Below are 24,437 nucleotides of genomic sequence, written 5' to 3' on the forward strand. Positions count from 1 at the left end.
GACACCAAGTATATACCATCCACTTGTAGCATCTTTTTCTGCCTGTTTCCAGAGTGCAGAATGCCATGCATCTGGCTCCGTTCAGAGAGAACATAGCGGCACAGATAATCCGTGAGATCAAAGGCTTCGCGCTGATAAAAGAAGTGCGTGGACAAGGTCCGGCAGATATCGAAACCCTGATCCACACATTGACCAGGCGATCGGCCTTTGCCGCGCCCAATGCCCATCGCCTGGAAAGTCTCGATTTGAATCCATTCCTGATGTGCCCCCGGAGAGAGTACGCGGTGGCTGTGGACGCCTTTATCGTTCCACGTCAGATGTGACCTGCGTCCGGTAAAGCGCTTCTTCCACAATTAGATATTCCTGATCTTGATTTTACTCCCGGCTTGGTGGTAAAGTCCGCCTCATGATTGATTCTAAGCTCATATCCCTTCATGGCGGCCATTCAGGCCAATTCTGCTGCCATGCCCAGGACAGCCTTGAAGACTTGATAAAAGCCTATATCAGCAAAGGCTTCAAAGCCGTAGGTATCAGCGAGCACATGCCTCCCCCCGGGGACCGGTTTCTCTACCCCGATGAGCTTAAGCAAGGCCTTTCGGTTAAGGACCTTGATAACCGATTTTCAAGGTATTTTCTTGAACTGGAACGGCTTAGGCAAAAATATAAATCAGATATCCGAATATTTAAGGGATTTGAGACCGAAACCGTCACCGGAAGCCCGGCACGGGTGCGCTCGTTGATCCGGGAATTTAATCCCGACTATATTGTGGGCTCGATCCATCATCTCAAGGACAGATGCTTTGACTATTCCAGGCAGGACTATGAGGCCATTGCAGCGGATTTCAACGGTCTTGATGCCATGTATATGGCCTATTTTGACACCCAGTATGAAATGATTTTGGATCTGCATCCCTTTGTTGTGGGCCATTTTGATCTTATACGCATTTATGATCCCGACTTTGAAGCACGGCTTGATAAACCCGAAATAAGCAAACGCATCCGGCGCAATCTTTCTGTGATAAAAGATTTGGGACTGGTTCTGGATTATAACCTGCGGCCCCTTGCCAAAGGAAAAAAAAGACCTTACCTGACCCCGGTAATTCTGGCCAGGGCAAAGAACTTGGGCATCCCCGTGGTTCCCGGCGACGACGCACACAGCAAAGAACAGGCAGGCATGTTTGTGGACAGGGCAATCCAATCCTTAAAAGATATGGGCTTTCCCACAAACTGGCCCAGACCCTGGTGCATGACGCCCGCCTGAATTTCTTATCCCCAAATTGAAAACAGACCAATCTTAAGGAAACCGATGAAAGCCATTGTTCAACGGGTTAAAAAAGCCCACGTTACGGTAAACAACACGATGATATCCAGCATTGGAACAGGACTTGTGGTGCTTTTGGGTATGGCCCATGAGGACAAAGAAAAAGATGCGGAATACCTGGTGGACAAAATCATCAACTTAAGAATATTTGAAGATGACCAGGAGAAAATGAATCGGTCTCTTCTTGATGTCAAAGGCGAGCTTTTAGTGGTCTCCCAGTTCACGATTATGGCAGACTGCCGCAAGGGACGCCGCCCCTCATTCACGGATGCAGCACCGCCTGAGCCTGCACGCCGGCTCTACCGTTTTTTTGCCGATCGGGCGGCGTCACTGGGCGTTGCGGTGAAAAAAGGCAAATTCCAGGCCAATATGGATGTATCATTGATCAACCAGGGGCCCGTCACCCTGATTCTGGAATCCCCCAAAAACTAAAAACACCAATGCTCAAGGATAAAAATACCATGGACCATCTCACTATTATCCTGGTCCGCCCCCAGGGTCCCATCAATATTGGCGCGGTATGCCGGGTCATGATGAACTTCGGATGCAGCCGGCTGCGTCTTGTCAGCCCCTGCAGTGAATATAAATCCCTTGACGCAAAAAAGATGGCCCTATCCGCTTTTCATCTCCTTGAACAGGCCCCCATCTTTGAAACTTTGGAACAGGCGCTTTTTGACGTTCATTCCGCCTACGGCACCACCCGCAGGTTCGGTAAATACAGAAAAGGGTTTTTAACACCTGCCACGGCAGGTGCCCGGATCGAAGCCCAGAAACAGGAACATCACAGCGCCCTGGTTCTGGGGCCCGAGGATACCGGTCTTGAGACAAAGGACCTGGCGCTGTGCCGGTATTTTATCACCATTCCCACCCATGACGACTACCCGTCCATGAATCTGAGCCACTCCCTGGCAGTGCTGCTTTACGAAGCATCCCTTAAATCCGGGTCTGTAAAAAAATTCCATTCACCGGGGGTTAAAGACCCTGCCCGGGGAGAAGATATTGAATCCATGTTTGCCCACATGAAAAAAACGCTTTTAAAGATTGATTATCTTGATCCCCAAAACCCGGATCATCTGCTGCGGACTTATCGCAGGATTTTTTCCAACGCCGGGTTGGCATCCAGGGATGTCAGAATCATCCGGGGACTTTTAAGCCGCATTGACTGGACCGAATCCCAGCGCCGATTAAACCAGGCAACTCAGCCGGATGACAAGGATTAAATAACTTACAGAACGTTGTTTTTTAAGAAACTGGGAAAAAAGCCCGGGCTCTTGACAAAGGAGGGAAAAACGCTTTTCCTGCCAGGGGATGTTTGGTCCACCCCCTCCCCTGTACAAAAGGTCAAAGGTCCGGGCCGCTTTAGGCGAGAAATCAGGCTGCCGGCTGAATTTTAAACTCAACGCGCCGGTTGATCCGGGCGGCGGTCTGATCGGTTGTGGTGCGGACAGGAGATTTCTCCCCATAACTGACCTCGGTCAATCGCTGGGGGGCAATCCCAAGATTTTCAAGAAAGGTATTCACCGCATTGGCCCTTTTTTTCCAAGAGCCATGTTATAATCTTGGGGGCCACTTTGATCGCAATAGCCTATAATCGCAACACGTACATCCGGATTATCCGCCAGCCATGCGGCCTGTTCCCGGGCCTGGGCCTGGGCCTGTTCATCCAGCTGGCTGCTGTTAAATGCAAAAAAAATCTGCCTGGACAGAAACTGCTGCTTTTGTTCATCTAAAGAGGATTGTTCCGAATCCACCGGCATGGGACTTTGATCAACTGATTGTCCATCGCTTTCAGATGCCTGTTCTTCAAGGGCGGGTGTGTCGACATCCTGGGTTCCAGGGGCAATGGCCTCAGGTGCCATAGGCTCTTGTGCGTCGGGTGAAGAGACTTGCTGTTCAATGGTATCGGCATCGGTTGCCATGGCTGTAGTGGATACGCAGAGAGAGAAAACCAGAAATCCTGCTGATGTAAGAGCCAAAGCGATTAAAAACATAGCCGGACGTGTTGTTTTTTCGCTGTTGCATTTCATTTTTCATTTCCTTTCTAATAAAGTCGGGTTAGGGCGAAAGTTCAAATTCTTCCGCGTCCTTGGTATTCCTGTAGACAGCAACCCCCATGCCACAAAGAGAACGCATTGAAATTAAAGACGATTCATAGTTCAACGCCTATAGGTCCGAAGCCCGGGTTACAAGGATTTCATCTCGGATTACGTTTCTTGCACGGCAGAAATAAACAAACCGGCAGGGGAGGGACACCGGGTATTTTGTGCATGGAAATAAAAGCAAAGGGAAAAAAATTATCAGCCAGGCTTGCTAAAATGCACACACTCAGGTTAATCTTGCCCAGAATCAGGGAAAAACGTTCCTGTTTCAAACGGTTCTCTGAAAGGTAATAAAAATGATGACAAAAAAATATTTACTATGTTACCCGGTGTTGTTGATTGGATTGTTATTGTGGGCAGAAGGTACGGCGTATAGCCAGGAGAGCCCAACGCTTTCAAAGGGGCAAAAAATTTATGTCCCGGCATATTCACATATTTATACAGGCAACAGACAAATTCCTTCGTTTTTAACCGTGACTTTAAGCATCCGCAATACAGACATATTCCACGCCATCGAGATTGTATCCGTCGATTACCACGACACCAAGGGGGCACTTATAAAAAGGTACCTGCCCTCACCTGTTTTTCTCAAGGCCCTTGAATCCGTACGCTATGTCGTGGACTACGATGATAAGGCCGGGGGATCTGGGGCCAATTTTATTGTTGAATGGCGCTCTGAAAGTTTAGTTAATCCCCCTATTATGGAAACCATCATGATCGGCTCGAGGTCTTCTTTCACATCCCGGGGGCAGGCCATTAGGACCGCAGATTAAAAAAAACTTGACAGTTCAAACACATCTTTGACAAAGCCCTGTAGACCTGAAATAAAAAAATCCTGCCCCTTTGCGTTAAAATTTTTTGATGATATGAGGACCCCATCCGAAGACCTGCACGACTCATCTATTCCATGCCTTAAAGCTCCACAAGATCACAATCTTTGACCGGTTGCCGTGTATGTCGCAATCTCTAATGAGACGTAAATCAAATATATAAGCTTATTGGCTTGAATTCATTCATTATAAAAGATAGATTAAAACAATACGCGACAATTAACGATCTTCCCAAATGGTATAAAAATAAAAATATCACCGTTGCTTTACGATTTTATTAAACTTTATGGACCTGCGGGCCGACGGTGGTATAGGCTGAATGTAAAATCAGAGACTGTTTGCGATAGAAACCGTTACAATCCCGATATATGAGGAGTGAACAAAACGACGATGTTCTCAACAATTAAGGGGAAAATTTTATTTGCTGTTATTCCGGTCATGGTGATCTCTACCTTGGTCAATATTTTTTTCACCCACCGGGATGTGGGTAACGCCATGCTGAAAACCCAGCAAAATTCCGCTTTGAATATTCTGCGCTCCCTGGATTTAATTATTGAAGGGGATTACCACAATCTCTTGAAGGAAAAGCGATCCCTGACCATTTTAAAACGCAGCCAGTTAAAGGACACGGCCAGGCTTATCGCATCGGTGTTTGAAAGCTTTGTCGCTAAGGACAAATCACCGGAAACAAGTGGGCTTGAACACGCACTGTCCTGGCTTGAAACAGCCCCTTTTGATAATGTCAACTATTACATCATTGATGCACAATCCAATGTAACGGCGTCTTCCAATGCGCAGGTAACCACCCTAAAATCATTAAACGATGTCAAGCACAGAAACATAGCTAAGGTCATGCAGTTTGACAACCTGACCCAAAGGGGAGATTTTGCAGCTTTCAACCCTGAACAGAACGATGAAAACGCGTCCGTACTTGCCTATTTCAAACCATTTACCCCTTGGTCACTTACCATCGGTGTATCCGTGGATATCAGCCGGCTCCAGGCGTTGGCGGAAAAACAAAAAGCGCAAATCATCTCATCTTTGACAGATTATACCCAGGGCCTGAAAATTGCGGACAGTGGCTTTGTGTATATTTTTGATACATCAGGTACCTCACTGGTTCCGGATCTGGGAAGTAGGTCCCAGGCCATGAGTACCCTGATCAATCAACTGACCGGCAATCTGATAAATGACGATATCCGTCAAAACGCATCTGCTGAGTTTTCACACTTTCGTTATCTGCCTGACATGCCTGATAAAAATGCAAGGGAGATGATCGCCTATTGTTATTATTTTAAGCCGTTTAAATGGTATATCAGCGTCATCATTCCTCTGCAGGAAATCAAACTGCCGGCCCAGCGTCTGGTCATCCAGCAGAGCCTGATTATCGTGATGATGTTCATGGCCGGCATAGTCGCCATTATTCTGGTCATCAGCCGAATTGCTACGCCTTTGCAGCGGCTGTCATCCTATGCCAGAAAGATTCCGAAACTGGATTTTACCAAACCCATGGGCAAGTCAACACCGGTGGATGACCTGCCTAAAAAATACAAAGATGAAGTGGGAGACCTGGCCGCCTCATTTATCCTTATGCGCCACGAACTAAGCCGAAACATCCAGGATCTGATAAACAGTACCGCGGCCAGGCAGCGCTTTGAAAGTGAACTGGAGATTGCCAGGGAAATCCAGTTGGGCATGGTGCCTAAAACCTTTCCAAAGCTGCTTGAATTTGATCATCTGGATCTATATGCCACGTTGCAGCCGGCCAAGGAAGTCGGTGGAGATCTGTACGATTTCTTCCAGCTCGATGACGACCATGTTGTTTTTACTTTAGGTGATGTATCCGACAAAGGTGTTCCCGCAGCCCTGTTCATGGTGGTCACCCGGACCCTTATCCGGGTGTTCAGTGGAAAAGATGTATCCCCCGCCCGGATAATGACCAGTATCAACAATGTCCTAAGCTCCGACAACCCCCGCTCCATGTTCGTTACCCTTATCATCGGCATCTTGAATATTCGAACAGGGCAGGTGATCTATGCCAATGGCGGCCACAACCCGCCCATTATTATAACCCAAGACGGGGCCCGTTTTATAGAAAACAAAAAAGAACCAATAGTCGGTGCCATGCCGGGCATAATTTATTCGGACAGCGCCCTACCCCTTAGTAATGGACAAGGACTCATGTTATATACGGATGGGGTCAACGAAGCCATGAACAAGGACGGTGAGCAGTTTTCAAATCAGCGAATGATTGATGAAGTGTCAAAGGACCGGGACCTGCCGTCGGAAACGATAGTACACAATCTTTTAGATCGCATCAGGAAACATGCAGGTTCCGCGCCCCAGTCCGATGATATTGCCATGCTGATGATCAGATTCCAAAAATAAAAATGTAATATCGTTATGAGCCAATTAATCCTGAACCTGGATAAACTGCGTCACAATATCCGTTTTTTATCCCGGCACTGCAGAAAACATCACTTGGACATCACCGGCATTATCAAAGACCCGTGTGCAGACCCAAAGATGATCCGTCAGATGATGGAGTTAGGTTTTAAAAACATTGGAATATCCAGGGTGCCTGACGGCCCAATCATAAGATCTGTCTTCCCCAAACGGCCCATATATATTTCCCTGCCCTCAATCCATGAGTTACCTGCCATTGTTCAGTGTTTCAGCATAAGTTTCAACTCTGAAATGACCGTTATTGAACAACTCAACCAAACAGCCATTTCCATGAACTGCCCCCACAGCATTCTTTTGATGGTGGATACCGGAGATTTGAGGGAAGGTGTAATGCCGGACCAGGTGGTGGAGACTGTGCGTAAAATTCACCAGCTCACCCCCCGGGCCATTGAATTTGCGGGCATCGGCACTAATTTAGGGTGTTGTGCCGGAACAGTACCGGATGAATACAACCTTGGTCTCATGGCCCGGCTGGCGGACCAGATTGAATCCGAACTCGACATTGAGGTTAACACCGTGTCCGTGGGCGGCTCCGTACTGCTCGAATGGATGCAGCACAAACCACTTCCCGGTCGAATCAACAATATCCGCCTGGGAGAGTCTGTGTTTTTAGGCACCATTCCCACAATAAATCAGGTACATCCGAATCTGGATACCCGGGTGGTCACATTCAGAAGCGATATACTTGAAATAAAAGACAAACGGATAACACCGCCCCAGCTTTGTGGGAAGGATGCCTTGGGCGGCCGACCCCAGTTTACCCGCCTGGGCATACGCAAACGTGCCATTCTCAATTTCGGCATCTGCGACACCTACCCGTTGGGGTTGACACCTTTAATCCCGGGCATGGAAATTGTTTCTGTAAACTCTAATTATACCCTGGCAGACATCACGGATTGCCGTCATCGCTTTAAAGTGGGAGATTTTGTTGATTTCACAATGAACTACCAGGCATTTCTCCAAAGCTTCATATCTCCATTTACTCGAATCCGTTACCAGAAAGAACCAGACAACACAGCTGTTTTATGAGTCAATTGAAAAAAAACAGATCACGGATTCGCCTATTTTCAGGTGCCGTTATCATGCTGGTGCTGACGCTTGGCTTTAACATGATTTTAACATCGGCGACCCTTGAAAAACTATATATAGAAACCGTTCTCTCCAAAAATAACGTGGTGGCACAGGACCTTCAGCGTAACCTGGAGACAGCGCTTCGGTTCGGTAAAAGCGTTGATAAATTCATTGGCATGGACAAACTGATCCTGGAAGCCTGGCAGCACCTGGCCCCAAAACAGAAAAAAACAAGTGCAGACGGCACTGGTGAGGATGACATTGTTGTTTCCATCACCGATCCGGATGGACATATTGTTTACAGCAGCAGTGCACCGGTTGTGGGGACAAACTTACCTGAAGCGGCCCGGCTTCCGATGGTCAAGGGCACCCAAACCCCTGTGGAAAGCCACGCGGTGAAACATGAAGGCATTTATTATCTTTCCCTGCCGGTGGAACAGGGATTTTCAAAAAAATGGGTCGCCACAATAACGGTGGCCTTCAACCAGAAGCAGATAAAAACCCTGTTGCGTACCATCGTGATGAAAAATAGAAATCTGATTGCGTTGGTTCTTTTCAGTGCCATGGGGCTTATAGTCATCTTTCTACGATCTTTGAACCTTGATCCCAGCATATCTAAAAAATCCCTGGGGCGAATCAAATTTAAAATTTCTGCGGCGTTTTTTATTATCATCTGCTTGGCCCAGATTTCCTTGAACCTGTTCAATCTTTTTGAATTCAAAGCCCATTTTCTGGATGTTTCTACCCAGAAAAGTGTTGTCATATCAGAGTTCTTAAAACAGGATATTGAATATTTACTGGCAAAGGGTCTGAATATCCGGCGACTGAACAAAATGGACCAGAAGCTGGCCGATGTCATTGCCGTCTCCCCTGAACTTGAAGCCATTAGCATATCTGATACTAAGGGACAACCACTTTACATTGCCACCCAGCACGGTATGCGTAATTTGACAATGTCTGAAAATAATAAAAGTTCAGGCAGCGGAACGCTTTTTTTGAAAAGCGATCCGGACGGCACCGTCACCCAGGACCTGTTGAACACAAGGGAATCAAAAACCGATGCATTGGCCGGCAAACTAACCATCCATATTTCAAAAGATTTTCTGTTCAACAAACTTAAAGCAATTGCCCTGGATTCCATCACGGTGCTGGTGATCTCTATTTTCTTTTTTGTTGAGTTGCTGATCCTTGAGCGCCAGCTTATTGATCGTCAAATCATGGGAGACACCCCTGCGCATAGACGGCAGGTGCATTACACATCCATTCGACCGGTGGCGTTCATCTTTTTTTTCGGGGTAGACACTTGTATTTCGTTTCTTCCACTCCACATGGCCATATTGTATAACCCATCTCATCCATTACTGGGACTTTCCCAAAATATCATCATGGGCCTTCCCATTTCCATGCAAATGCTTTTCACTTCCATGTCGTTACTGATATCAGGTGCATGGTGCGACAAACGAGGTTGGGCAGAACCCTTTCTGATCGGGCTGTTTTTATCCGGCACAGGGTTTATCTGTGCCTGGCTGACCTCATCTTCCTTGTACTTTCTTATTGCGTTAGGCCTTGTGGGCATGGGTTACGGGCTGTCCCTGATGGCGGCCCAAGGATTTGTCATTGCACATACCACAACAAAAAACAGTGCCCAGGGCATGGCCCAGCTGTGGGCCGGGGTATATGCAGGCAGTATCTGCGGTGGTGCCACAGGAGCAATGCTGGCGGACCGTATGGGTTATGCCCCAGTGTTTCTGGTAGGCGGCAGTATTCTGCTGCTGCTCATTGTATATACCTTTTTCATGATGAAAGATGCCATGAAACGCCCAAGGCCACCTGCGCACGTGCCCCGACCCTCACCAACAGGACAAACACTGCCGTCATCCCGGAAACCGTCTGTATATAGTTTTCTGTTCAACCGTAAAGTTTTCACACTGATCGTATTTTACGGGCTTCCCTGGTATATTGTGCTTATCGGTTTCATGAACTATTACAGCCCCATCTACCTGAAAGGCATTGGCGTTTCCCAGTCCAGTATCGGCCGAATTTTCATGATTTACGGCATCTGCCTGATGTATGTGGCGCCCTATATTTCAAAAATTGCTGGTCAGGCCCACGACAAGAAACGATACCTTGTCATGGGCAGTTTCATCGGCAGCCTGAGCATTGCCAATTTTTATTTTTTTAAAGACCTTTCCGGAGTTATCTCCGTTACGGTTTCCATCTTTCTTTTAGGTCTTTCCGCCTGCATGATTCCGGTCAGAAGCGCCTATGTATTAGATATTTACATCACCAAGCAATTGGGTGGCGGCAAGGCTATCGGCATTTCAAATGCTATTTTGCGCCTGGGGCAGGTCGTCGGCCCCATCCTGTTCGGGTGGCTTTTTATCACCATGGGATCAGATTCAGGCATGGCCGCCACAGCAGCAGCCTACCTGCTTTTCACCCTGATCTTTATTTTTGTGGGTTAGGCGGATAAATTCATGACAACACAGTCACATCACGATGCATCGGAATATCTGGAGATGGTCTGCCAAAAACTTCCCGTGGTAAAAAATATTCTTAACACCTTTGGGCATATGCCCCTTGGGGTGTATACCGAACGATTCAACACACCACCGTGTCAAGGCGTACAGTCCAGGGAAGACATCAGGCAGGCTGCTTTTGATCAGATTTATCCTGTTCTGGGAGAAAATATAGCCGCCCGTGCTGCCAATGATTTGATGGCATCAGGCACTGTGATGACCACTACACACCTTGGCATTGATTATTTTGCCAATTCCGTCCAGGGGAACCTGATCTACGGTGCAGGGATTCTCACCGGTCGGCGTAAAGGGACCACCATCCCGATTTTTTGTTTCGGCAATGTGCCCCTTAACAGCTCCACCTTTGCCCGGGGGCTTCTCGTATATGGAACCGGATCGGGTGTGAGAAGGCAATTGCCCTTAAGACTGCCTGTATTTCCGGATAATAAAAAACGGACCATGGCCAGCCTGGCAAAACCCTTTACCATGGCCATGCAGCAAAGAGCCATAAAAAAAACAATTGCATGGAAAAAGGAAAACCTGATTTCCAGCACTACGGCCGGAACCATTTTAAGCCTTTTGGAAGATGAGTACGCCGGTGATGCGATTTTAAACCAAAACAGCTATTCGGCCCAGGCCATGGGTATCAACCAACAGCTTGGAAAACGCATGCTTAAAACCAGTGAACATCCGCCGGATATTGTATATCTGGAAATCGAAAAGGTTACCGCCTTTCTGCTCGGCAACGACCTTAACCATGAAAACAGCCTTGCATACCGAATATTTTTCAATACAACGCTGCGTGACGCTATTATTAAACATCTGGACGGCTGCCCAGGTTGCTGGCATGCCGATAAGCTCAATGCCAGAGATATGACTCCTGGAAAACCGCATGGAACTGCGACAGGTACTATTTTTTTCTGGGGAATTGATGATTATAGGCACAGGGTTCCCCTTTTATTAAAATTCATAAAAGGCGATCTTTATCTATGCGGCAGGGATGACCGGGGCGATTCTTTTACCATGAATTTTACCCCGGATGAGCTTATGCAGGCGCTTGAAAAACAAAAACTATTGCCGTCCCTGCTCACCTGTTTTCTGCTCATCTGTTTTGCCAGGGGATTTAACTGTGTGGGCGGCGTATTCCAAGGCGCATATCTCACCTGGATGAAAACCGCTATTGCCGACTGCCTTCAAGCACAGTCAGATACCGCAAATGCTGGAATTATAAGGCAGATCACCACGAACCTTTACCAAGACGCGATGCTGGCATTCATGAGCCCAGGGCAGGACAATGAACTGTTGCCGGCAGGTCCCATTGAAATCATCCAGGCCGGGGGAGTGAACAGAAACGACCTGATCAAAGCGTTTGGCCTGACCGTTACCCAGGCCCATATGGCAGGCCTTTTTGGCGCACTCAAAGATGCAAATACCCCAATCACCTGTCAACCGGACTGGCAGCAGATGGTGGCACAGGCATGTTCCAGGGAGCTATCCGGAAAAATCCCCTTATGTGAGAACCCATAACCTATTTCTTAGGAATCTCAATGTCTTCAACTATTTCATCTGCTGCACTTAAAACATCAACAGGCGGATCATAACCGATCAATTCAGCAGTTTTTAAATTAATGGCAATTTTCGGGGGGTCTTCAAACAACTGCGCGATATCCCTTGGTTTAGCTCCGTTGAATATTTTGGCCATGGTCTTGGCATAAAACCGCCCGACATATTGAAAATTTGCCCTGGATATACTCATTAAGAATCCATATTTTACCTGCTCGGAATGGGACTGGGTAAAGGTAGGAATCCGGTATTTATTGGCTATATTTACAAGCTCGGGAATACTGTCTGCATTTACACCGTTCTGAGTGGTAACATAAATGGCATCAGCGCTCTTCCCTAAAGTTGCAAAGCATTTTTTTACACTTTCCTCGTCTTTTTTGACATCTGCACCTTCATCTGTGGTGAAACAGGGAACAATTTTAAATCCACGCTCATCTGCCACTTTTTTGACACTGTCCAGTGCTGCGTAACTGCGACCCTGCTCAGTATCCTGGTAGGCAATACCAAGTTTATTGAATCCGATAATGTCATGAAAAAGCTTAATCTGACGTTCATGGCGGTAGGGATCAACCCGGGCATGAACATGATCAAAACCCGAATCGGCAACGCTTTTAATAATACCGGCAGTCAGTGGGTCCGTGGTTGAGATAACAAGTGTAGGCACTGTGTGGTCATTTGTGGCAAGCTTGAGACCGGCCTTGGTTCCAGCCGCAATGATCAAATCAATATCTTTTTTATTATTCAGACGTGAAATAATTTGCGGCACCATCTTTTCAATAAGCGGAGTGTCCCAGTTACCGGTGTAATGCGCATCCTTGACAAATTCAATGTACCTGCTGTTGGTGCTATTTACCAACCACTGCCACAATTTGGCGGTTTGCTCACCGGACTGATCCGGAATTTTGGCCGTTTCCATCCATCCCATGTCCATCAATCCCCTGACAATCCCCAGAAAATTGAGTTGGTAATTAACGTATTCGCCACCCTCAAAATACCCGATCCGCCATTTTTTGCCATCATTCGTACCTGGCTTTATGCTGAAATGACCCTTGTCAGCAGCCATGACCGAAACAGAGGAAATCAGGAAAAAAAACAGAATTAAACAAAAAAAATGTTTTAATATTTGCATTGGCGTTATCCCTTTCAATAAAACAACGGACGTTAAAAATGGACATTATCCATATTACAGAATGAGACATTATTAGTTTAATCTCTCATAATTTAATCGTCCTGTAACGGGTTCCTTTTTTAAAAGCCTCTGGAAAGAGACTCGCTGCAACAGATGACTTATGAGTTATAAACCCCAACGTAGCAAAAGGCATGAGAATTATAGCTTCAAGACGCTCAAGGTTGCGGGATATGGTAGGCGACCTCAAAACCTTGACAACAAATAAAGAAAAATTCTCATGGCTTCTCAGAAGGATAAAAAATTTAAGCAAATTAAAACAAAATCAGGATCTGACCTATGTGAGATCCTGATGATAATGCGGTATATGAATTTTCATTTTGATTCCAATCGCTTCATTAATTTTAAAAAAATTTTATACAACGTTGGGGGTAAAAACCGCGCCTGCCAACAGGTCATGCAAGCCTTTGTATGCACATAAAGTGCGTCAATTCTCGCCCTATTCAACAATCTCCAGAATGACTCTTTTCTGTTCCTTTGCAGAAGCACAGGAAAGGATAGTGCGCATGGCCTGGGCTGTCCGACCTTTTCTGCCGATCACTTTTCCTAGATCTTCTTTGGCCACCCGCAGTTCCAGAACAACGGTTTGCTGAGCTTTGATCTCTTGTACTTCAACCTTTTCAGGATCATCAACCAGCGCTTTCGCCATCAGTGTAATCAACTCTTTCATTACGGATCTCCTTTAACCAAAATGATAATGAATAAGATATTTAAGCTACAACATTTAACGGTTTATGGTTGACCTGTCGAAATCGTCGGTATAGAATATCATAACTGGATATAATCACAACCCCCTATTTACAGTGCTTTGAAGATTTCAATGTAAAACCCGGAATTGAACCGGAAAAATATTTATTCTTCATGCCATATCGCAGGAATAATCGTGAGAACCATAAGACGAAAATAGTCATTCCCCTTGACATAAAAACGGAATTCATTATTTTAGAGAGGTTATTATATTTATGTACCGGGAAAATATTTTATTCCTTTGCCCGATAAAATATTTGTTTTTGGTAAGGGCATACAATTAAGGATGTATGAAGTGGTCACAGAAATTACAATACAGGATTCAGAACGTAAAATGCTGTCCGAAGCCGGATATGGGGAACCGGCTATTGAATATTATCTTGGAAAAAAACATATGGGTTCCATTGAAGATGCGAACCAAATTTCCTTTAAAGTTGGTTCCTGCGGTGATACAATGAAAATCTATTTAAAAGTTGATGAACACGAAATTGTTCAGGATGCCAAATATGAGATCGCAGGATGTGCAGGTGCCATCTCTGCGGCAATGGCGACTGTTGATCTTGTCAAGGGAAAAACTATTGAGCAGGCTTTAGAAATAAATGACGGAGATGTTTTCAGGGTCCTTGAAAGTATACCGGAAAAAAAGCATCATTGTATCCAACTGGCAGTCAAAACAATGCATCAGGGCCTTGAGGAATTTCAAACGACACACGTTTCTTAAGTGGTTTTCCAGTATTGTTCTTGTCTGCATTTCGCTTCTATCAGCCGGATGTGTCTCATCGAATTTCAGCGTTGAGACCCTGGCCAAATCCGATATCAATATGGTATCGGATATTTATATTGAGCAGACACGTACGCTTCTAAAAACACTCACCCGAAAATTGTACAAAATGAATCCCGGGGAACTGGCTAAAACCCCGGGAGCAACTATCTCATCCAGGATTTCAGACATATTCAAATGCCCTGCCCCGCCTCCCGAGCCTGATCTTATAAACAGACGGTCAACCCACGCCATGTTGGCAGGCCTTGAACCCGATTATAAAGGAGACCGGGTATATGCGGTCATGTACGGATTGTTCACCATGCTGCACATGGCCTATAACAATAAATGCCGCCTGTTCATGCTTGATTTTCTCTCCTCCCAAAATTTTTACAATTCAGCCAGAAATATAGAAATTCTGGTGTGGCGCCTGAAAACCAGACATACATCCACCGGTAGAGTATGCCTGATCACCAACACCCTGGAGGGGGACATACCCAACTTAAGCTTTGAGCGGATTTTTGGTAAACTAATTGTTTTATCAGATACCATGGCCCTGATAATAGCTGAACGGGGGGACCGGTTCGTCAAACAGGCAGTCCATATAGCCAGCATGAGTTTTCTTCCCGTGGGACTTTAGAACCTGTTTAAAAATTAGGGGATCGAAGCGAAATATCATGTGATTGCAGCCAATCAGTCTATTTTTAAACAGGCTCGTAACCTTGATATTCAAAAAAAAGAGTTCTGCATCGCTTTTTCAAATCGTATCACCTGCTCTCTGTAATATTGGCTTCTTTGGGTTGAAATCTCAAGCGCCTGCTTTGCCGCCGCCAATGCCTGGCTTTTCTGATTATTCAAATACAGGGCTTCGGCATAGGTATCCAATATATATGCTTCCTTTTGGATATCCACGGCCCGACGGGCCAGGGCCAGAGACCTGGGGGCGTTTTGAAAGGCTTTATCCGGGCATGTGGCCAGAAGCCAGGCCAGGTTATTCAAGGCATGGACATTAACCGGATCAATTTTTAAAACATTTTCATAGGCCACCGTGGCCTTTTCATACTGCCGGGCATCATAATAAAAATCACCCACCTGCACATATAAATCAGAATTATCAGGATTAAGCTCAAGCTGACGGCTTAAAATTTTTCCGGCGACAAATCGGGTAAAAGAGGTGTTAAGTCCTCCGTAACTAACACTGTACCCAATGAAAAAAATACCCCCAACAGCAAGGAGATACCCGGCAATCATTTTTTTTACTTTCCCATGGTGGCTTTGGATCAGATCCGGGTTCATCCGGCACTTTTCCAAAAAACCAATACGCTTTCCAATGCTGAAATGGTGCCAGTTGGGTTTATCAATGGACTGGCGGCTTAGGGATGCAATCTTGTAAAAGGTGGAAATCAATGCCGATGGCGAAGTTGAGTATTTAAAAATATGCAGATCTGCCTGGCGTTCAAAAGACCGCATGAACAGACCAAAAACAAACCGAAAATACAGAATAAACAGCCCTATGAGTATCAGACAGGTGATGGCGGCATGGGTCGTATCCTGACTGAGCCCTAAAAAAGTCCCCCCGTCATGCAAGGGATTGATCAAATAAATCATGAGCATTAAAGGTTCAAAAAAAACAAAATTACAGGCAATAAATCCGGCAAAGAAAAACAAATAAAAAAGCATGTGCCGGTGATATACATGACCTATTTCATGCAGGATGACCCCTTGAATTTCATCATCATCCAGACAGGCAAGCAATGCCGGCGTCACCAGGATATACCGGAACCGACCGACAATCCCCATAACACCGGCAGTGATCATACCGCCGCCAAACAGGTTCCAAATCAGGATATCTCTGTATTTGAGATCAGCCATCCGGCATGTTTTTTCAATACGCTGCCTGTCAAATCCTGGTGCCAGTGGACGACATCCCCATAAACGCTGTATCAGGACCGGTCCAAACACAGAGATGGCAATGACAAAAAAAAGAATGTAAATCACTTCCCCGACTGTGGAGTTTAAAAAGCGATTAAGTCCTTCAAAGGGTAAAAGTCCCAGGCAGTCAGCCAAAAAAGACAGAAGACACCAGGGCAGCATGGCAGGCAGGCAAAAGGCAACATTGGAAAGGATAAAACTTTTTTTGGTCAAAGAACCGGTAAAAAAACGTTTCTGGATCTGATAGGCAAAGTTCCATATCAAAATCAGATAAAAAAGAAACAATCCAAGAAACAACATCGCACCGAGGGTGGGCACCCATTGGAATAAAGCAATACCCGATAGTAAATGATTTACACGGAAGCCATAAATATTTACGGCAAAAAGCACCAGAGCCACAATGGAAAGTCGTGAAACAGCTGTATTCACCCGCTGGTCAATATCCTGTGTCGCCAAGGACTGCCCAAGGGCTGACAGGCGATTGAAACAAAGCCGGCAGACCAGGGCAAAAACAGCCGTTGAGGCCAGGCAGAAACCAATGGCCCCGAGGTCAACCCCCGAAGGTTTGTCAAACAACTCCGACGTAGTGTAAATAACCAGGGCTGCCAGAAAATATATAAAATTTGAAAACACGGGTCCTATACCACCTGGCCTGTTGAAGCGAACCGGTCCAGAACAATCCATGTTTTTACATCAAACAGAATATTGTCTTGGCGCATACAGTTGACGGCCTGGTCTTGGGAGAGCATTTTTACCTCAATCAATTCGGAAGCCTCGTTATGCTCGATATTTGCCGATCCGTCACATGCCACATACAAAAGGCTGATGCTTTCGTCTGTTAATCCTGCTGAAGAGAATATCGCGGGGCTTTGCTTTATCACATTCACAACAGTTAAGCCGGTTTCTTCATATAGTTCGCGCCGGCCGGCCTGGACAATACTTTCGCCGGAATCCACAAGGCCTGCGGGAAAACCATACTGAAACCCGCCTAAGGGCACCCGGAATTCTTTGATAAGGACCAATTTATTCTCCCGTTCATGGAACGGGACAATCACTACGGCATCGGGCTCGGCCGAATTTTGCCTGGACGCATACAGCCAAGACTTATTCATGCCGCCCCTGTCTTTGTAATCGGCGCGAATTAAATTCAGATGAGGATAATCCGTTATCTGTTCTTTTTTATATATGTCCACAAAAATCTCCTGATTAAATTAAATAAAGATAAAATTAAGACATACCAGTCCTGAATGCAACGCGAATAAACAATATATTGGACTTAAGGGCCTCAGATGTACATTAAATATTTAAACGAGAGCCAGAAATGAGAAGCACTACCCAAAATGACAAAGCAGTGCCAGATCTCGTGAAAACCCAGAATCCGGGGAAAGGGATTGGGCCTTTTCAAGCTGTAAATAACAGCGCCGACGGTGTAGAAAAGCCCCCCTGCGGCCAGCCACATTAAAGCACCGGGTTCCAGATTTTTAACCAGGGGATATGCGGCAATCACGCAAAGCCAGCCCATGACAAGATATATCACGGTGGAAATCCATCTGGGCGCTCCCATAAAAAGAATCTTAATGAATATACCGGCACACGCAATGGCCCATACGGCCCCCAAAAGGCTCCAGCCCCATGCCCCCCGCAAAGGGACAAGACACAACGGGGTGTAGGAGCCTACAATGACAACAAATATCATGATATGGTCGATGCGGCGGAAAACTGTTAATGCCCGGTCTGAAATTTTTAAGGCATGATAGAGGCAACTTGAAGCGTACATTAGAATGAGAGTTCCGCCAAAGATAGAGAAAGACACCACATGCCAGACATCGGCATACAGGGCCGCAGATATCACCATTAACGTCAATGCAGCTATGGCGCCCACTGCTCCGGCCCCGTGAGAGATGGCATTGACAGGTTCCCTTAGAAATTTTTCACATATACACATAATTTGTCATTTATCCCTGAGATATGATTTAGACAAGGTGCGTCAGATCTAATTTACATTATTTTTACCCAATTCGGCCAATCTATTTCTTACAAATATGAGCATAAAAGGTTCTACATATCCGATCTATGCACAAAACAAGAAAATCTTTTGAAAAATAGACATAATATGCTAAATATTTACGAATGTTTCTTTAAATATCAAAAATCATTATTAAGGAGAAAGTTATCTATGAAGCGGTTAAATATTGCGTTTATCTGTATCATTTCACTGGTTCTCGTATCTGTTGCCGGAGCAGGAACACTGGATGACGTTAGAGCCCGCGGCTATCTTAAAGCCGGTGTAAACGGCGACCTGTTCGGGTTCAGCAAGCCAGACAAAAACGGCGAATGGAAAGGCCTGGATGTTGATGCAGCCAAAGCCGTTGCAGCCGCTGTTTTTGGCGATGCAACCAAGGTTCAATTTACTACATTGACCGCTGTACAGCGTTTGCCGGCAGTACAATCCGGTGAAGTGGACGTACTGTGCCGCAATACGACCGTAACCCTTTCTAGAGAAACCAAAAACGCCCTTAACTTTGTTCATCCCAACTACTATGACGGCCAGGGTTTTCTTGTATCCAAAAAACTGGGTGTCAAAAGTGCAAAAGACCTGGACGGTGCGACTGTCTGTGTTCTTCCCGGTACCACCACTGAGATGAATGTTGCCGACTACTTCAGGGGCCAAGGCATGGACTGGAAACCCGTTGTTATTGAAAAAACCGCAGAGCTGGCCAAGGCCTTTTTTGCCGGCCGTTGCGATGTGCTTACATCTGATGCGTCCCAGCTGGCTGGTGCCCGGGCGATAGCGCAGACACCGACTGATTATGAAATTCTACCGGAAATTATATCAAAGGAACCTTTGGCGCCTGTTGTCAAGCACGGTGATGACCAGTGGTATGATATTGTTAACTGGACCATCATGGCCATGATCCAGGCTGAAGAATTCGGCATTACGTCCCAAAATGTTGATAAAATGCTCAAATCCAAAAAACCGGATATCAAGCGTTTCCTTGGCGTAACGCCGGGTATGGGCGCCCAATTAGGCCTTGATAACAAATGGGCCTACAATATTGTAAAACAGGTGGGCAACTATGGTGAAAGTTTTGACCGCACCGTCGGCCCCAATACTCCACTTAGGCTGCAAAGAGGCCTCAATGCCTTGTGGACCGAAGGCGGTCTGATGTATGCATCGCCCATCAGATAGCAATTTTCCAATATAGCCCGGAGTCTGAGCATTCAGCCTCCGGGCCTTTTCATCTGAATTAATAAATTATGAAAAACAGTATTTTGGAAGAAAAAGTACCGTTTTGGCTGGACCCGGATAAACGGGCCATTGCCTACCAGGCACTGACCGTAATCATGGTGGGCCTTTTAGCCTGGTATCTGATCTCAAACACTCTGGCCAACCTTGAGCGACAAAATATTGCCTCTGGTTTCGGCTTCATGGATAAAGAAGCAGGCTTTGAAATCGGTGAAAGCCTGATCCCCTATTCGGCTGCAGACTCCTACGCCAGAGCGTTGGTCGTCGGCATCCTGAATACGCTTAAAGTCAGTGTCCTCGGCATTGCTTTGTGTCTTGTCCTCGGCGTATTTGTCGGTATATCCAGACTATCCGACAACTGGTTGGTGAAAAAACTGGCCGGCATTTACATTGAAGTCATGCAGAACATACCGATTTTGCTTCAGCTTTTCTTCTGGTATGCCCTTTTCTACGAAGCCCTGCCCCCGGTCAAACAAGCCCTGAATCCTTTTCCCGGTATGTATCTGTGTAATCGGGGAGTCATCATGGCGGCCCCGGTCTCCCATCCGGCCCATGTCTACATGTTTATTGCTTTCGGCTTAGGGATTGTGGGAGCATTGATCCTGAAATCCTGGGCCTGGCGGCGACTGACATCATCCGGAAAGGATTTTCCTGTTTTCTGGACCTCTTTGGGCATTATTATCGGCCTGCCGTTTCTGATATGGTTACTCTTTGGTGCACCGCATACCATGGATGTCCCTAAACTGAAGGGATTTAATTTCAAAGGCGGACTGATGCTTTCGCCTGAATTCATTGCCCTGCTGTTAGGCCTTGTAATTTACACATCAGCCTTTGTGGCAGAGATTGTACGCGCCGGTATCCAGGCCATCGACCGGGGCCAGACAGAAGCGGCCATGTCCCTTGGGCTTAAAAAAAGCCTTATCCTCAACCTGGTTATCCTTCCCCAGGCCCTTCGCGTCATCATCCCGCCGTTGACAAGCCAGATGCTCAACCTGCTTAAAAATTCGTCGCTGGCCATTGCCATCGGATATCCGGACTTTGTTTCTGTGGCCAACACCACCATTAACATCACCGGACAGTCCATTGAGGGGGTTGCACTGATCATGGGATGCTATCTTATGTTTAGCCTGACCACCTCCCTGTTCATGAACTGGTACAACAAAAAATCGCAATTGGTGGAAAGATAATATGACTGTCACCCCCATAAATATTGAGGAAATAAAAAGTATCAAACTACCGGTGACCCAAAGAGGCGTCATTGGCTGGTTTAAGGAAAACCTGTTTAATGGAATTTTTAATTCCGTTTTAACCCTCATTATCCTTGCCTTCCTCCTTAAATTTCTTCCACCCTTTATTCAGTGGGCCTTTATCAAGGCATCCTGGTTCACGACCCCGGATGTCTGCAAACAATGCGAAGGGGCCTGCTGGTCCGTGGTATTTAAAAACTTACGGTTTGTTATTTTCGGTTTTTACCCCCATGATCTTCACTGGCGGCCCTTTACGGCCATGATGATCCTTTTTGTGCTGTTATTTTTCTCCAGCAACCGCAGATTCTGGGTAAGAAAGCTGGCATACGCTTGGCCGATCGGTCTTGTGGCCATGGGGATTCTCATGAAGGGCGGAATTTTAGGATTAACCTCTGTGAACTCCATGAAATGGGGGGGGCTACCTTTAACACTGCTGCTTTCCGTCTTTGGACTGACCGCAGCATACCCCCTGGGTGTCATTCTCGCCCTTGGCAGGGGATCAAAGATGCCGTTGATCCGGCTGATGTCTGTTGCCTATATTGAACTTATCAGGGGCGTACCTCTCATTTCACTGCTTTTTATGTCATCCATTATTTTCCCATTATTTCTGCCCGAAGGGCTCACCATCAACAATATTCTTCGGGCACAGGTCGCCATTATTCTGTTTACGGGCGCCTATGTGGCCGAAGTGGTCAGAGGTGGGTTGCAGGCCATGCCCAAGGGGCAGTTTGAGGCCGCAGATGCCATAGGCCTGAACTACGTCCAGACCATGCGCTTGATTATTCTACCCCAGGCCCTTAAAATCGTCATCCCGCCCACAGTCAGCGTTCTGATTTCCGCGTTCAAGGACACCTCCCTTGTGGTTATCATTGCCCTGTTTGATTTTTTGATGACCGCAAAAAACGTCATCCAGAACCCTGAATGGATGGGATTTTCCACCGAAATGTATCTTTTTGTGTCCCTGATTTATTTTTTAGGCTGTTTTTCTATGTCCAATTTTTCACGCAAGCTTGAGCGGGAACTGGATACGGACAAACGATAAAGATCTTTTTTTGAAAGCATAAACTATGAACGATACCAGACAAGACGACGTAATTATCCAGATACAGAGCCTGAACAAATGGTATGGCGATTTCCATGTATTAAAAAACATCAACCTGGAAGTCAGAAAGCAGGAGAAAATAGTCATCTGCGGGCCTTCGGGTTCGGGAAAATCTACTTTGATCAGATGTATTAACCGTCTGGAAGAACACCAGAAGGGAAAAATCATTGTTGACGATATAGAACTGACTAACAATTTGAAAAATATTGAAAAGATTCGTACGGAAGTGGGTATGGTTTTCCAGCATTTCAATCTTTTCCCCCATCTGAGCATCTTGGACAACCTGACCATAGGCCCAATATGGGTAAGAAAAACACCAAAAAAAGAAGCCGAAGAAACCGCCATGTTCTATCTTGAAAAAGTCAAAATCGCAGAACAGGCAAATAAATTTCCAGGCCAGCTTTCCGGTGGGCAGCAGCAGCGGGTGGCCATTGCCAGAAGCCTTTGCATGAAGCCCAAAGTGATGCTTTTTGATGAACCCACCTCGGCCCTGGACCCAGAAATGGTCAAAGAAGTTCTGGATGTCATGGTCCAGCTTTCCGAAGAGGGCATGACCATGATTGTGGTCACCCATGAAATGGGGTTTGCCAAAACCGTAGCCCAGCGGGTCATGCTCATGGATGAAGGAATGATTCTTGAGGAAAATAATCCCACGGATTTCTTTGAGCATCCCGAGCATGAACGCACCAAGTTCTTCTTAAGTCAGATTTTAAACTAATTTACGGAAACACGTCCCATGAAATGCGTCAAAGGCGATTTAATTCAGCTGGCCCGGCAAGGGCAGTTTGATCTCATTATTCACGGCTGCAACTGTTTTTGCACCATGGACGCCGGAATTGCCAAACAGATCCGCACCCAATTTCCCCAAGCCTGGGAAGCCGACCTTGCAACGGAATCCGGTGACAGATCTAAACTTGGCAGTTATTCAAAGGCATGCGTAAATACGCCATCCAGCAAGTTATATGTGATCAATGCCTACACCCAATATCACTATTCGGGGGACGGGGTGCTGGTTGATTATGATGCCATAGCAAAGGTTTTTACCACACTGAAAAGACAATTCAGCGGTAATCGCATGGGATATCCTAAAATTGGGGCCGGGCTTGCCAAAGGCGACTGGAAAATTATCCGTAAAATAATAGACAGCGCTCTGGAAGGCGAGGCTCACACGCTGATTGAGCTTAGTTAATTACATCAGATAATTAAAAAATAATCAAATTAGGGTTTGCACAATTGCTGATTTTATCTTAGTGTTTGGACGAAAAATATACATTAAGACTAAAGATAAAGATTAAAAAAATGATTAAAACAGCAATTGTGGGCGCATCAGGCTATACCGGCCTGGAACTTGTCAAACTGATTTCCAACCACCCTGAGGCCAGCCTCGAAGCAGTCACCTCAAACTCGTACCAGGGCAAATCATTTACCGACATCTTTCCTTCCATGCGCGGATTTGAATCCCTGATATGCACGTCCTTTGATGCCAAAGCGCTTTCAGGTAAAGTGGATGTCGTATTTCTGGCCTTGCCCCACAAGGTTTCCATGGCATTTGCACCCGAACTCATAGATCAGGGTATAAAAGTTATAGATCTATCAGCGGACTTCAGGTTTGATGATGCCAAAGCATATGAAGCGGTATATCAGCCCCACACCGCCCTCAATCTTCTGGAAGAAAGCGTTTACGGTTTGTGTGAACTCAACCGTGAGCAGATCAGAAACGCAAGGATAATTGGGAACCCCGGGTGTTACCCAACATCCATCCTTATGCCTCTGGTTCCGCTGCTCAAGGAAAAGCTGATTTTCCCCCAGGGCCTGATTTCAGATTCGAAATCCGGGGTCAGCGGGGCAGGACGCTCTCTTTCCCTGACCACCCATTTTTGTGAGGTAAACGAGTCCTTTGGTCCCTATAAAGTGGGTAATCACAGGCACACCCCTGAAATCAACGAAGTGTTGACTAAAGCTGCCGGGGAAACAGTGTCCCTGACCTTTGTTCCCCACCTGGTACCCGTAATCCGTGGTATGGTTTCAACCATTTATGCCCAAATTTGTGAAGGTGTCGACGAAAAACAAATTCGCAACGCCCTAAATAAATGGTATAAAAATGAACCGTTCATCAGGATTCTGCCCCCGGATAAATTTCCGAACATGTCCCATATCAAGGGAACAAACTGTTGCGATATCGGTTTTTACCTGGAAGCTGAATCGGGCCGTCTTATACTGGTTTCAGCCATTGATAACTTGCTCAAGGGAGCTGCCGGCCAGGCAGTACAGAATATGAACATCATGTTCTCCATTGACGAAAAAGCAGGGTTGGATTGGGTGCAAACCCCGCTGTAAGTAAATTTCC

At 46.1% G+C, this 24,437-nt stretch carries 24 protein-coding genes; 17 read left to right on the forward strand and 7 right to left on the reverse strand.

The genetic code is table 11. From position 1 onward, the window contains the following. Positions 1-65: 65 nt before the first annotated feature. The 4 genes from EYB58_RS00730 (at position 66) to EYB58_RS00745 (ending at position 2,541) form a co-directional block, all read left to right on the forward strand. Complete coding sequence (locus EYB58_RS00730; protein ID WP_111954132.1) at positions 66-323, forward strand: acetate--CoA ligase family protein; 258 nt, start codon at positions 66-68, stop codon at positions 321-323. Between the two features lie 83 nt (positions 324-406). After that, positions 407-1,261, forward strand: coding sequence for a histidinol-phosphatase (locus tag EYB58_RS00735; protein ID WP_111954134.1), 855 nt, complete (start codon positions 407-409; stop codon positions 1,259-1,261). 45 nt (positions 1,262-1,306) lie between these two features. Next, positions 1,307-1,753, forward strand: a complete 447-nt coding sequence (gene dtd, locus EYB58_RS00740) for a D-aminoacyl-tRNA deacylase (RefSeq protein ID WP_111954136.1) — start codon at positions 1,307-1,309, stop codon at positions 1,751-1,753. 29 nt (positions 1,754-1,782) lie between these two features. Next, the gene (locus EYB58_RS00745; protein WP_111954321.1) at positions 1,783-2,541 is read left to right on the forward strand and encodes an RNA methyltransferase; all 759 of its coding nucleotides are present in this window, start codon (positions 1,783-1,785) and stop codon (positions 2,539-2,541) included. Between the two features lie 151 nt (positions 2,542-2,692). Here EYB58_RS00745 and EYB58_RS00750 read toward each other — a convergent pair whose 3' ends face one another. Further along, entirely contained in the window at positions 2,693-2,842 is a 150-nt protein-coding gene (locus EYB58_RS00750; protein ID WP_111954138.1) for a hypothetical protein, read from the reverse strand. Beyond that, positions 2,839-3,348 (reverse strand): OmpA family protein, encoded by a 510-nt coding sequence (locus EYB58_RS00755; protein WP_111954140.1) that lies wholly within the window; start codon positions 3,346-3,348, stop codon positions 2,839-2,841. The genes EYB58_RS00750 and EYB58_RS00755 overlap by 4 nt, the downstream gene beginning before the upstream one ends. 368 nt (positions 3,349-3,716) lie before the next feature. Here EYB58_RS00755 and EYB58_RS00760 point away from each other — a divergent pair, with 368 nt between their 5' ends. The 5 genes from EYB58_RS00760 (at position 3,717) to EYB58_RS00780 (ending at position 11,833) form a co-directional block, all read left to right on the forward strand. Continuing rightward, complete coding sequence (locus EYB58_RS00760) at positions 3,717-4,193, forward strand: DUF3124 domain-containing protein (RefSeq protein ID WP_111954142.1); 477 nt, start codon at positions 3,717-3,719, stop codon at positions 4,191-4,193. A gap of 447 nt (positions 4,194-4,640) precedes the next feature. Beyond that, on the forward strand, positions 4,641-6,638 hold the full coding sequence (locus EYB58_RS00765; RefSeq protein ID WP_111954144.1) for a SpoIIE family protein phosphatase: 1,998 nt from the start codon (positions 4,641-4,643) through the stop codon (positions 6,636-6,638). Positions 6,639-6,653: 15 nt separating this feature from the next. Beyond that, positions 6,654-7,745: an alanine racemase gene (locus EYB58_RS00770; RefSeq protein WP_111954146.1), complete on the forward strand. Its 1,092-nt coding sequence runs from the start codon at positions 6,654-6,656 to the stop codon at positions 7,743-7,745. Further along, positions 7,742-10,252 (forward strand): MFS transporter, encoded by a 2,511-nt coding sequence (locus tag EYB58_RS00775; RefSeq protein WP_111954148.1) that lies wholly within the window; start codon positions 7,742-7,744, stop codon positions 10,250-10,252. The genes EYB58_RS00770 and EYB58_RS00775 overlap by 4 nt, the downstream gene beginning before the upstream one ends. Before the next feature lie 12 nt (positions 10,253-10,264). Next, positions 10,265-11,833 (forward strand): hypothetical protein, encoded by a 1,569-nt coding sequence (locus tag EYB58_RS00780; protein ID WP_111954150.1) that lies wholly within the window; start codon positions 10,265-10,267, stop codon positions 11,831-11,833. Between the two features lies 1 nt (position 11,834). Here EYB58_RS00780 and EYB58_RS00785 read toward each other — a convergent pair whose 3' ends face one another. Then, a complete protein-coding gene (locus tag EYB58_RS00785; RefSeq protein ID WP_111954152.1) occupies positions 11,835-12,998 on the reverse strand; it encodes an ABC transporter substrate-binding protein in 1,164 nt (387 codons plus the stop codon). Positions 12,999-13,494: 496 nt separating this feature from the next. Next, positions 13,495-13,725, reverse strand: coding sequence for a KH domain-containing protein (locus EYB58_RS00790; protein ID WP_111954156.1), 231 nt, complete (start codon positions 13,723-13,725; stop codon positions 13,495-13,497). A gap of 372 nt (positions 13,726-14,097) precedes the next feature. Here EYB58_RS00790 and EYB58_RS00795 point away from each other — a divergent pair, with 372 nt between their 5' ends. Both EYB58_RS00795 and EYB58_RS00800 read left to right on the forward strand, forming a co-directional pair. Next, the gene (locus EYB58_RS00795) at positions 14,098-14,523 is read left to right on the forward strand and encodes an iron-sulfur cluster assembly scaffold protein (RefSeq protein WP_111954323.1); all 426 of its coding nucleotides are present in this window, start codon (positions 14,098-14,100) and stop codon (positions 14,521-14,523) included. Continuing rightward, a complete protein-coding gene (locus tag EYB58_RS00800) occupies positions 14,426-15,202 on the forward strand; it encodes a hypothetical protein (RefSeq protein WP_242637508.1) in 777 nt (258 codons plus the stop codon). Before EYB58_RS00795 ends, EYB58_RS00800 begins: the two co-directional genes overlap by 98 nt. An 89-nt stretch (positions 15,203-15,291) precedes the next feature. On the opposite strand, the gene EYB58_RS00805 is transcribed toward EYB58_RS00800, so the two are convergent. From EYB58_RS00805 to trhA, 3 genes are all read right to left on the reverse strand, one after another. After that, positions 15,292-17,127: a M48 family metallopeptidase gene (locus tag EYB58_RS00805; protein WP_111954158.1), complete on the reverse strand. Its 1,836-nt coding sequence runs from the start codon at positions 17,125-17,127 to the stop codon at positions 15,292-15,294. 5 nt (positions 17,128-17,132) lie between these two features. Beyond that, positions 17,133-17,687, reverse strand: a complete 555-nt coding sequence (locus EYB58_RS00810) for an NUDIX hydrolase (RefSeq protein ID WP_111954160.1) — start codon at positions 17,685-17,687, stop codon at positions 17,133-17,135. A 92-nt stretch (positions 17,688-17,779) separates the two neighbouring features. Further along, positions 17,780-18,439: a PAQR family membrane homeostasis protein TrhA gene (gene trhA / locus EYB58_RS00815; protein ID WP_111954162.1), complete on the reverse strand. Its 660-nt coding sequence runs from the start codon at positions 18,437-18,439 to the stop codon at positions 17,780-17,782. Between the two features lie 231 nt (positions 18,440-18,670). Here trhA and EYB58_RS00820 point away from each other — a divergent pair, with 231 nt between their 5' ends. The 6 genes from EYB58_RS00820 to argC all read left to right on the forward strand — a co-directional run bounded on the left by EYB58_RS00820 (position 18,671) and on the right by argC (position 24,427). Further along, positions 18,671-19,684, forward strand: a complete 1,014-nt coding sequence (locus EYB58_RS00820) for an amino acid ABC transporter substrate-binding protein (RefSeq protein ID WP_111954164.1) — start codon at positions 18,671-18,673, stop codon at positions 19,682-19,684. A gap of 68 nt (positions 19,685-19,752) precedes the next feature. Next, positions 19,753-20,928, forward strand: coding sequence for an amino acid ABC transporter permease (locus EYB58_RS00825; RefSeq protein WP_111954166.1), 1,176 nt, complete (start codon positions 19,753-19,755; stop codon positions 20,926-20,928). A gap of 1 nt (position 20,929) precedes the next feature. Then, positions 20,930-22,030: an amino acid ABC transporter permease gene (locus tag EYB58_RS00830; RefSeq protein ID WP_111954168.1), complete on the forward strand. Its 1,101-nt coding sequence runs from the start codon at positions 20,930-20,932 to the stop codon at positions 22,028-22,030. A gap of 25 nt (positions 22,031-22,055) precedes the next feature. Further along, positions 22,056-22,808 carry an amino acid ABC transporter ATP-binding protein gene (locus EYB58_RS00835; protein WP_111954170.1) on the forward strand — a complete coding sequence of 251 codons (753 nt, stop codon included), beginning with the start codon at positions 22,056-22,058 and terminating at the stop codon, positions 22,806-22,808. An 18-nt stretch (positions 22,809-22,826) separates the two neighbouring features. Further along, positions 22,827-23,279 carry a macro domain-containing protein gene (locus tag EYB58_RS00840; RefSeq protein ID WP_111954172.1) on the forward strand — a complete coding sequence of 151 codons (453 nt, stop codon included), beginning with the start codon at positions 22,827-22,829 and terminating at the stop codon, positions 23,277-23,279. A gap of 110 nt (positions 23,280-23,389) precedes the next feature. After that, complete coding sequence (argC, locus tag EYB58_RS00845; protein WP_111954174.1) at positions 23,390-24,427, forward strand: N-acetyl-gamma-glutamyl-phosphate reductase; 1,038 nt, start codon at positions 23,390-23,392, stop codon at positions 24,425-24,427. Positions 24,428-24,437: the final 10 nt, after the last annotated feature.

The organism is Desulfobacter hydrogenophilus (genome assembly GCF_004319545.1).
In the GTDB taxonomy this organism is placed as follows: domain Bacteria; phylum Desulfobacterota; class Desulfobacteria; order Desulfobacterales; family Desulfobacteraceae; genus Desulfobacter; species Desulfobacter hydrogenophilus.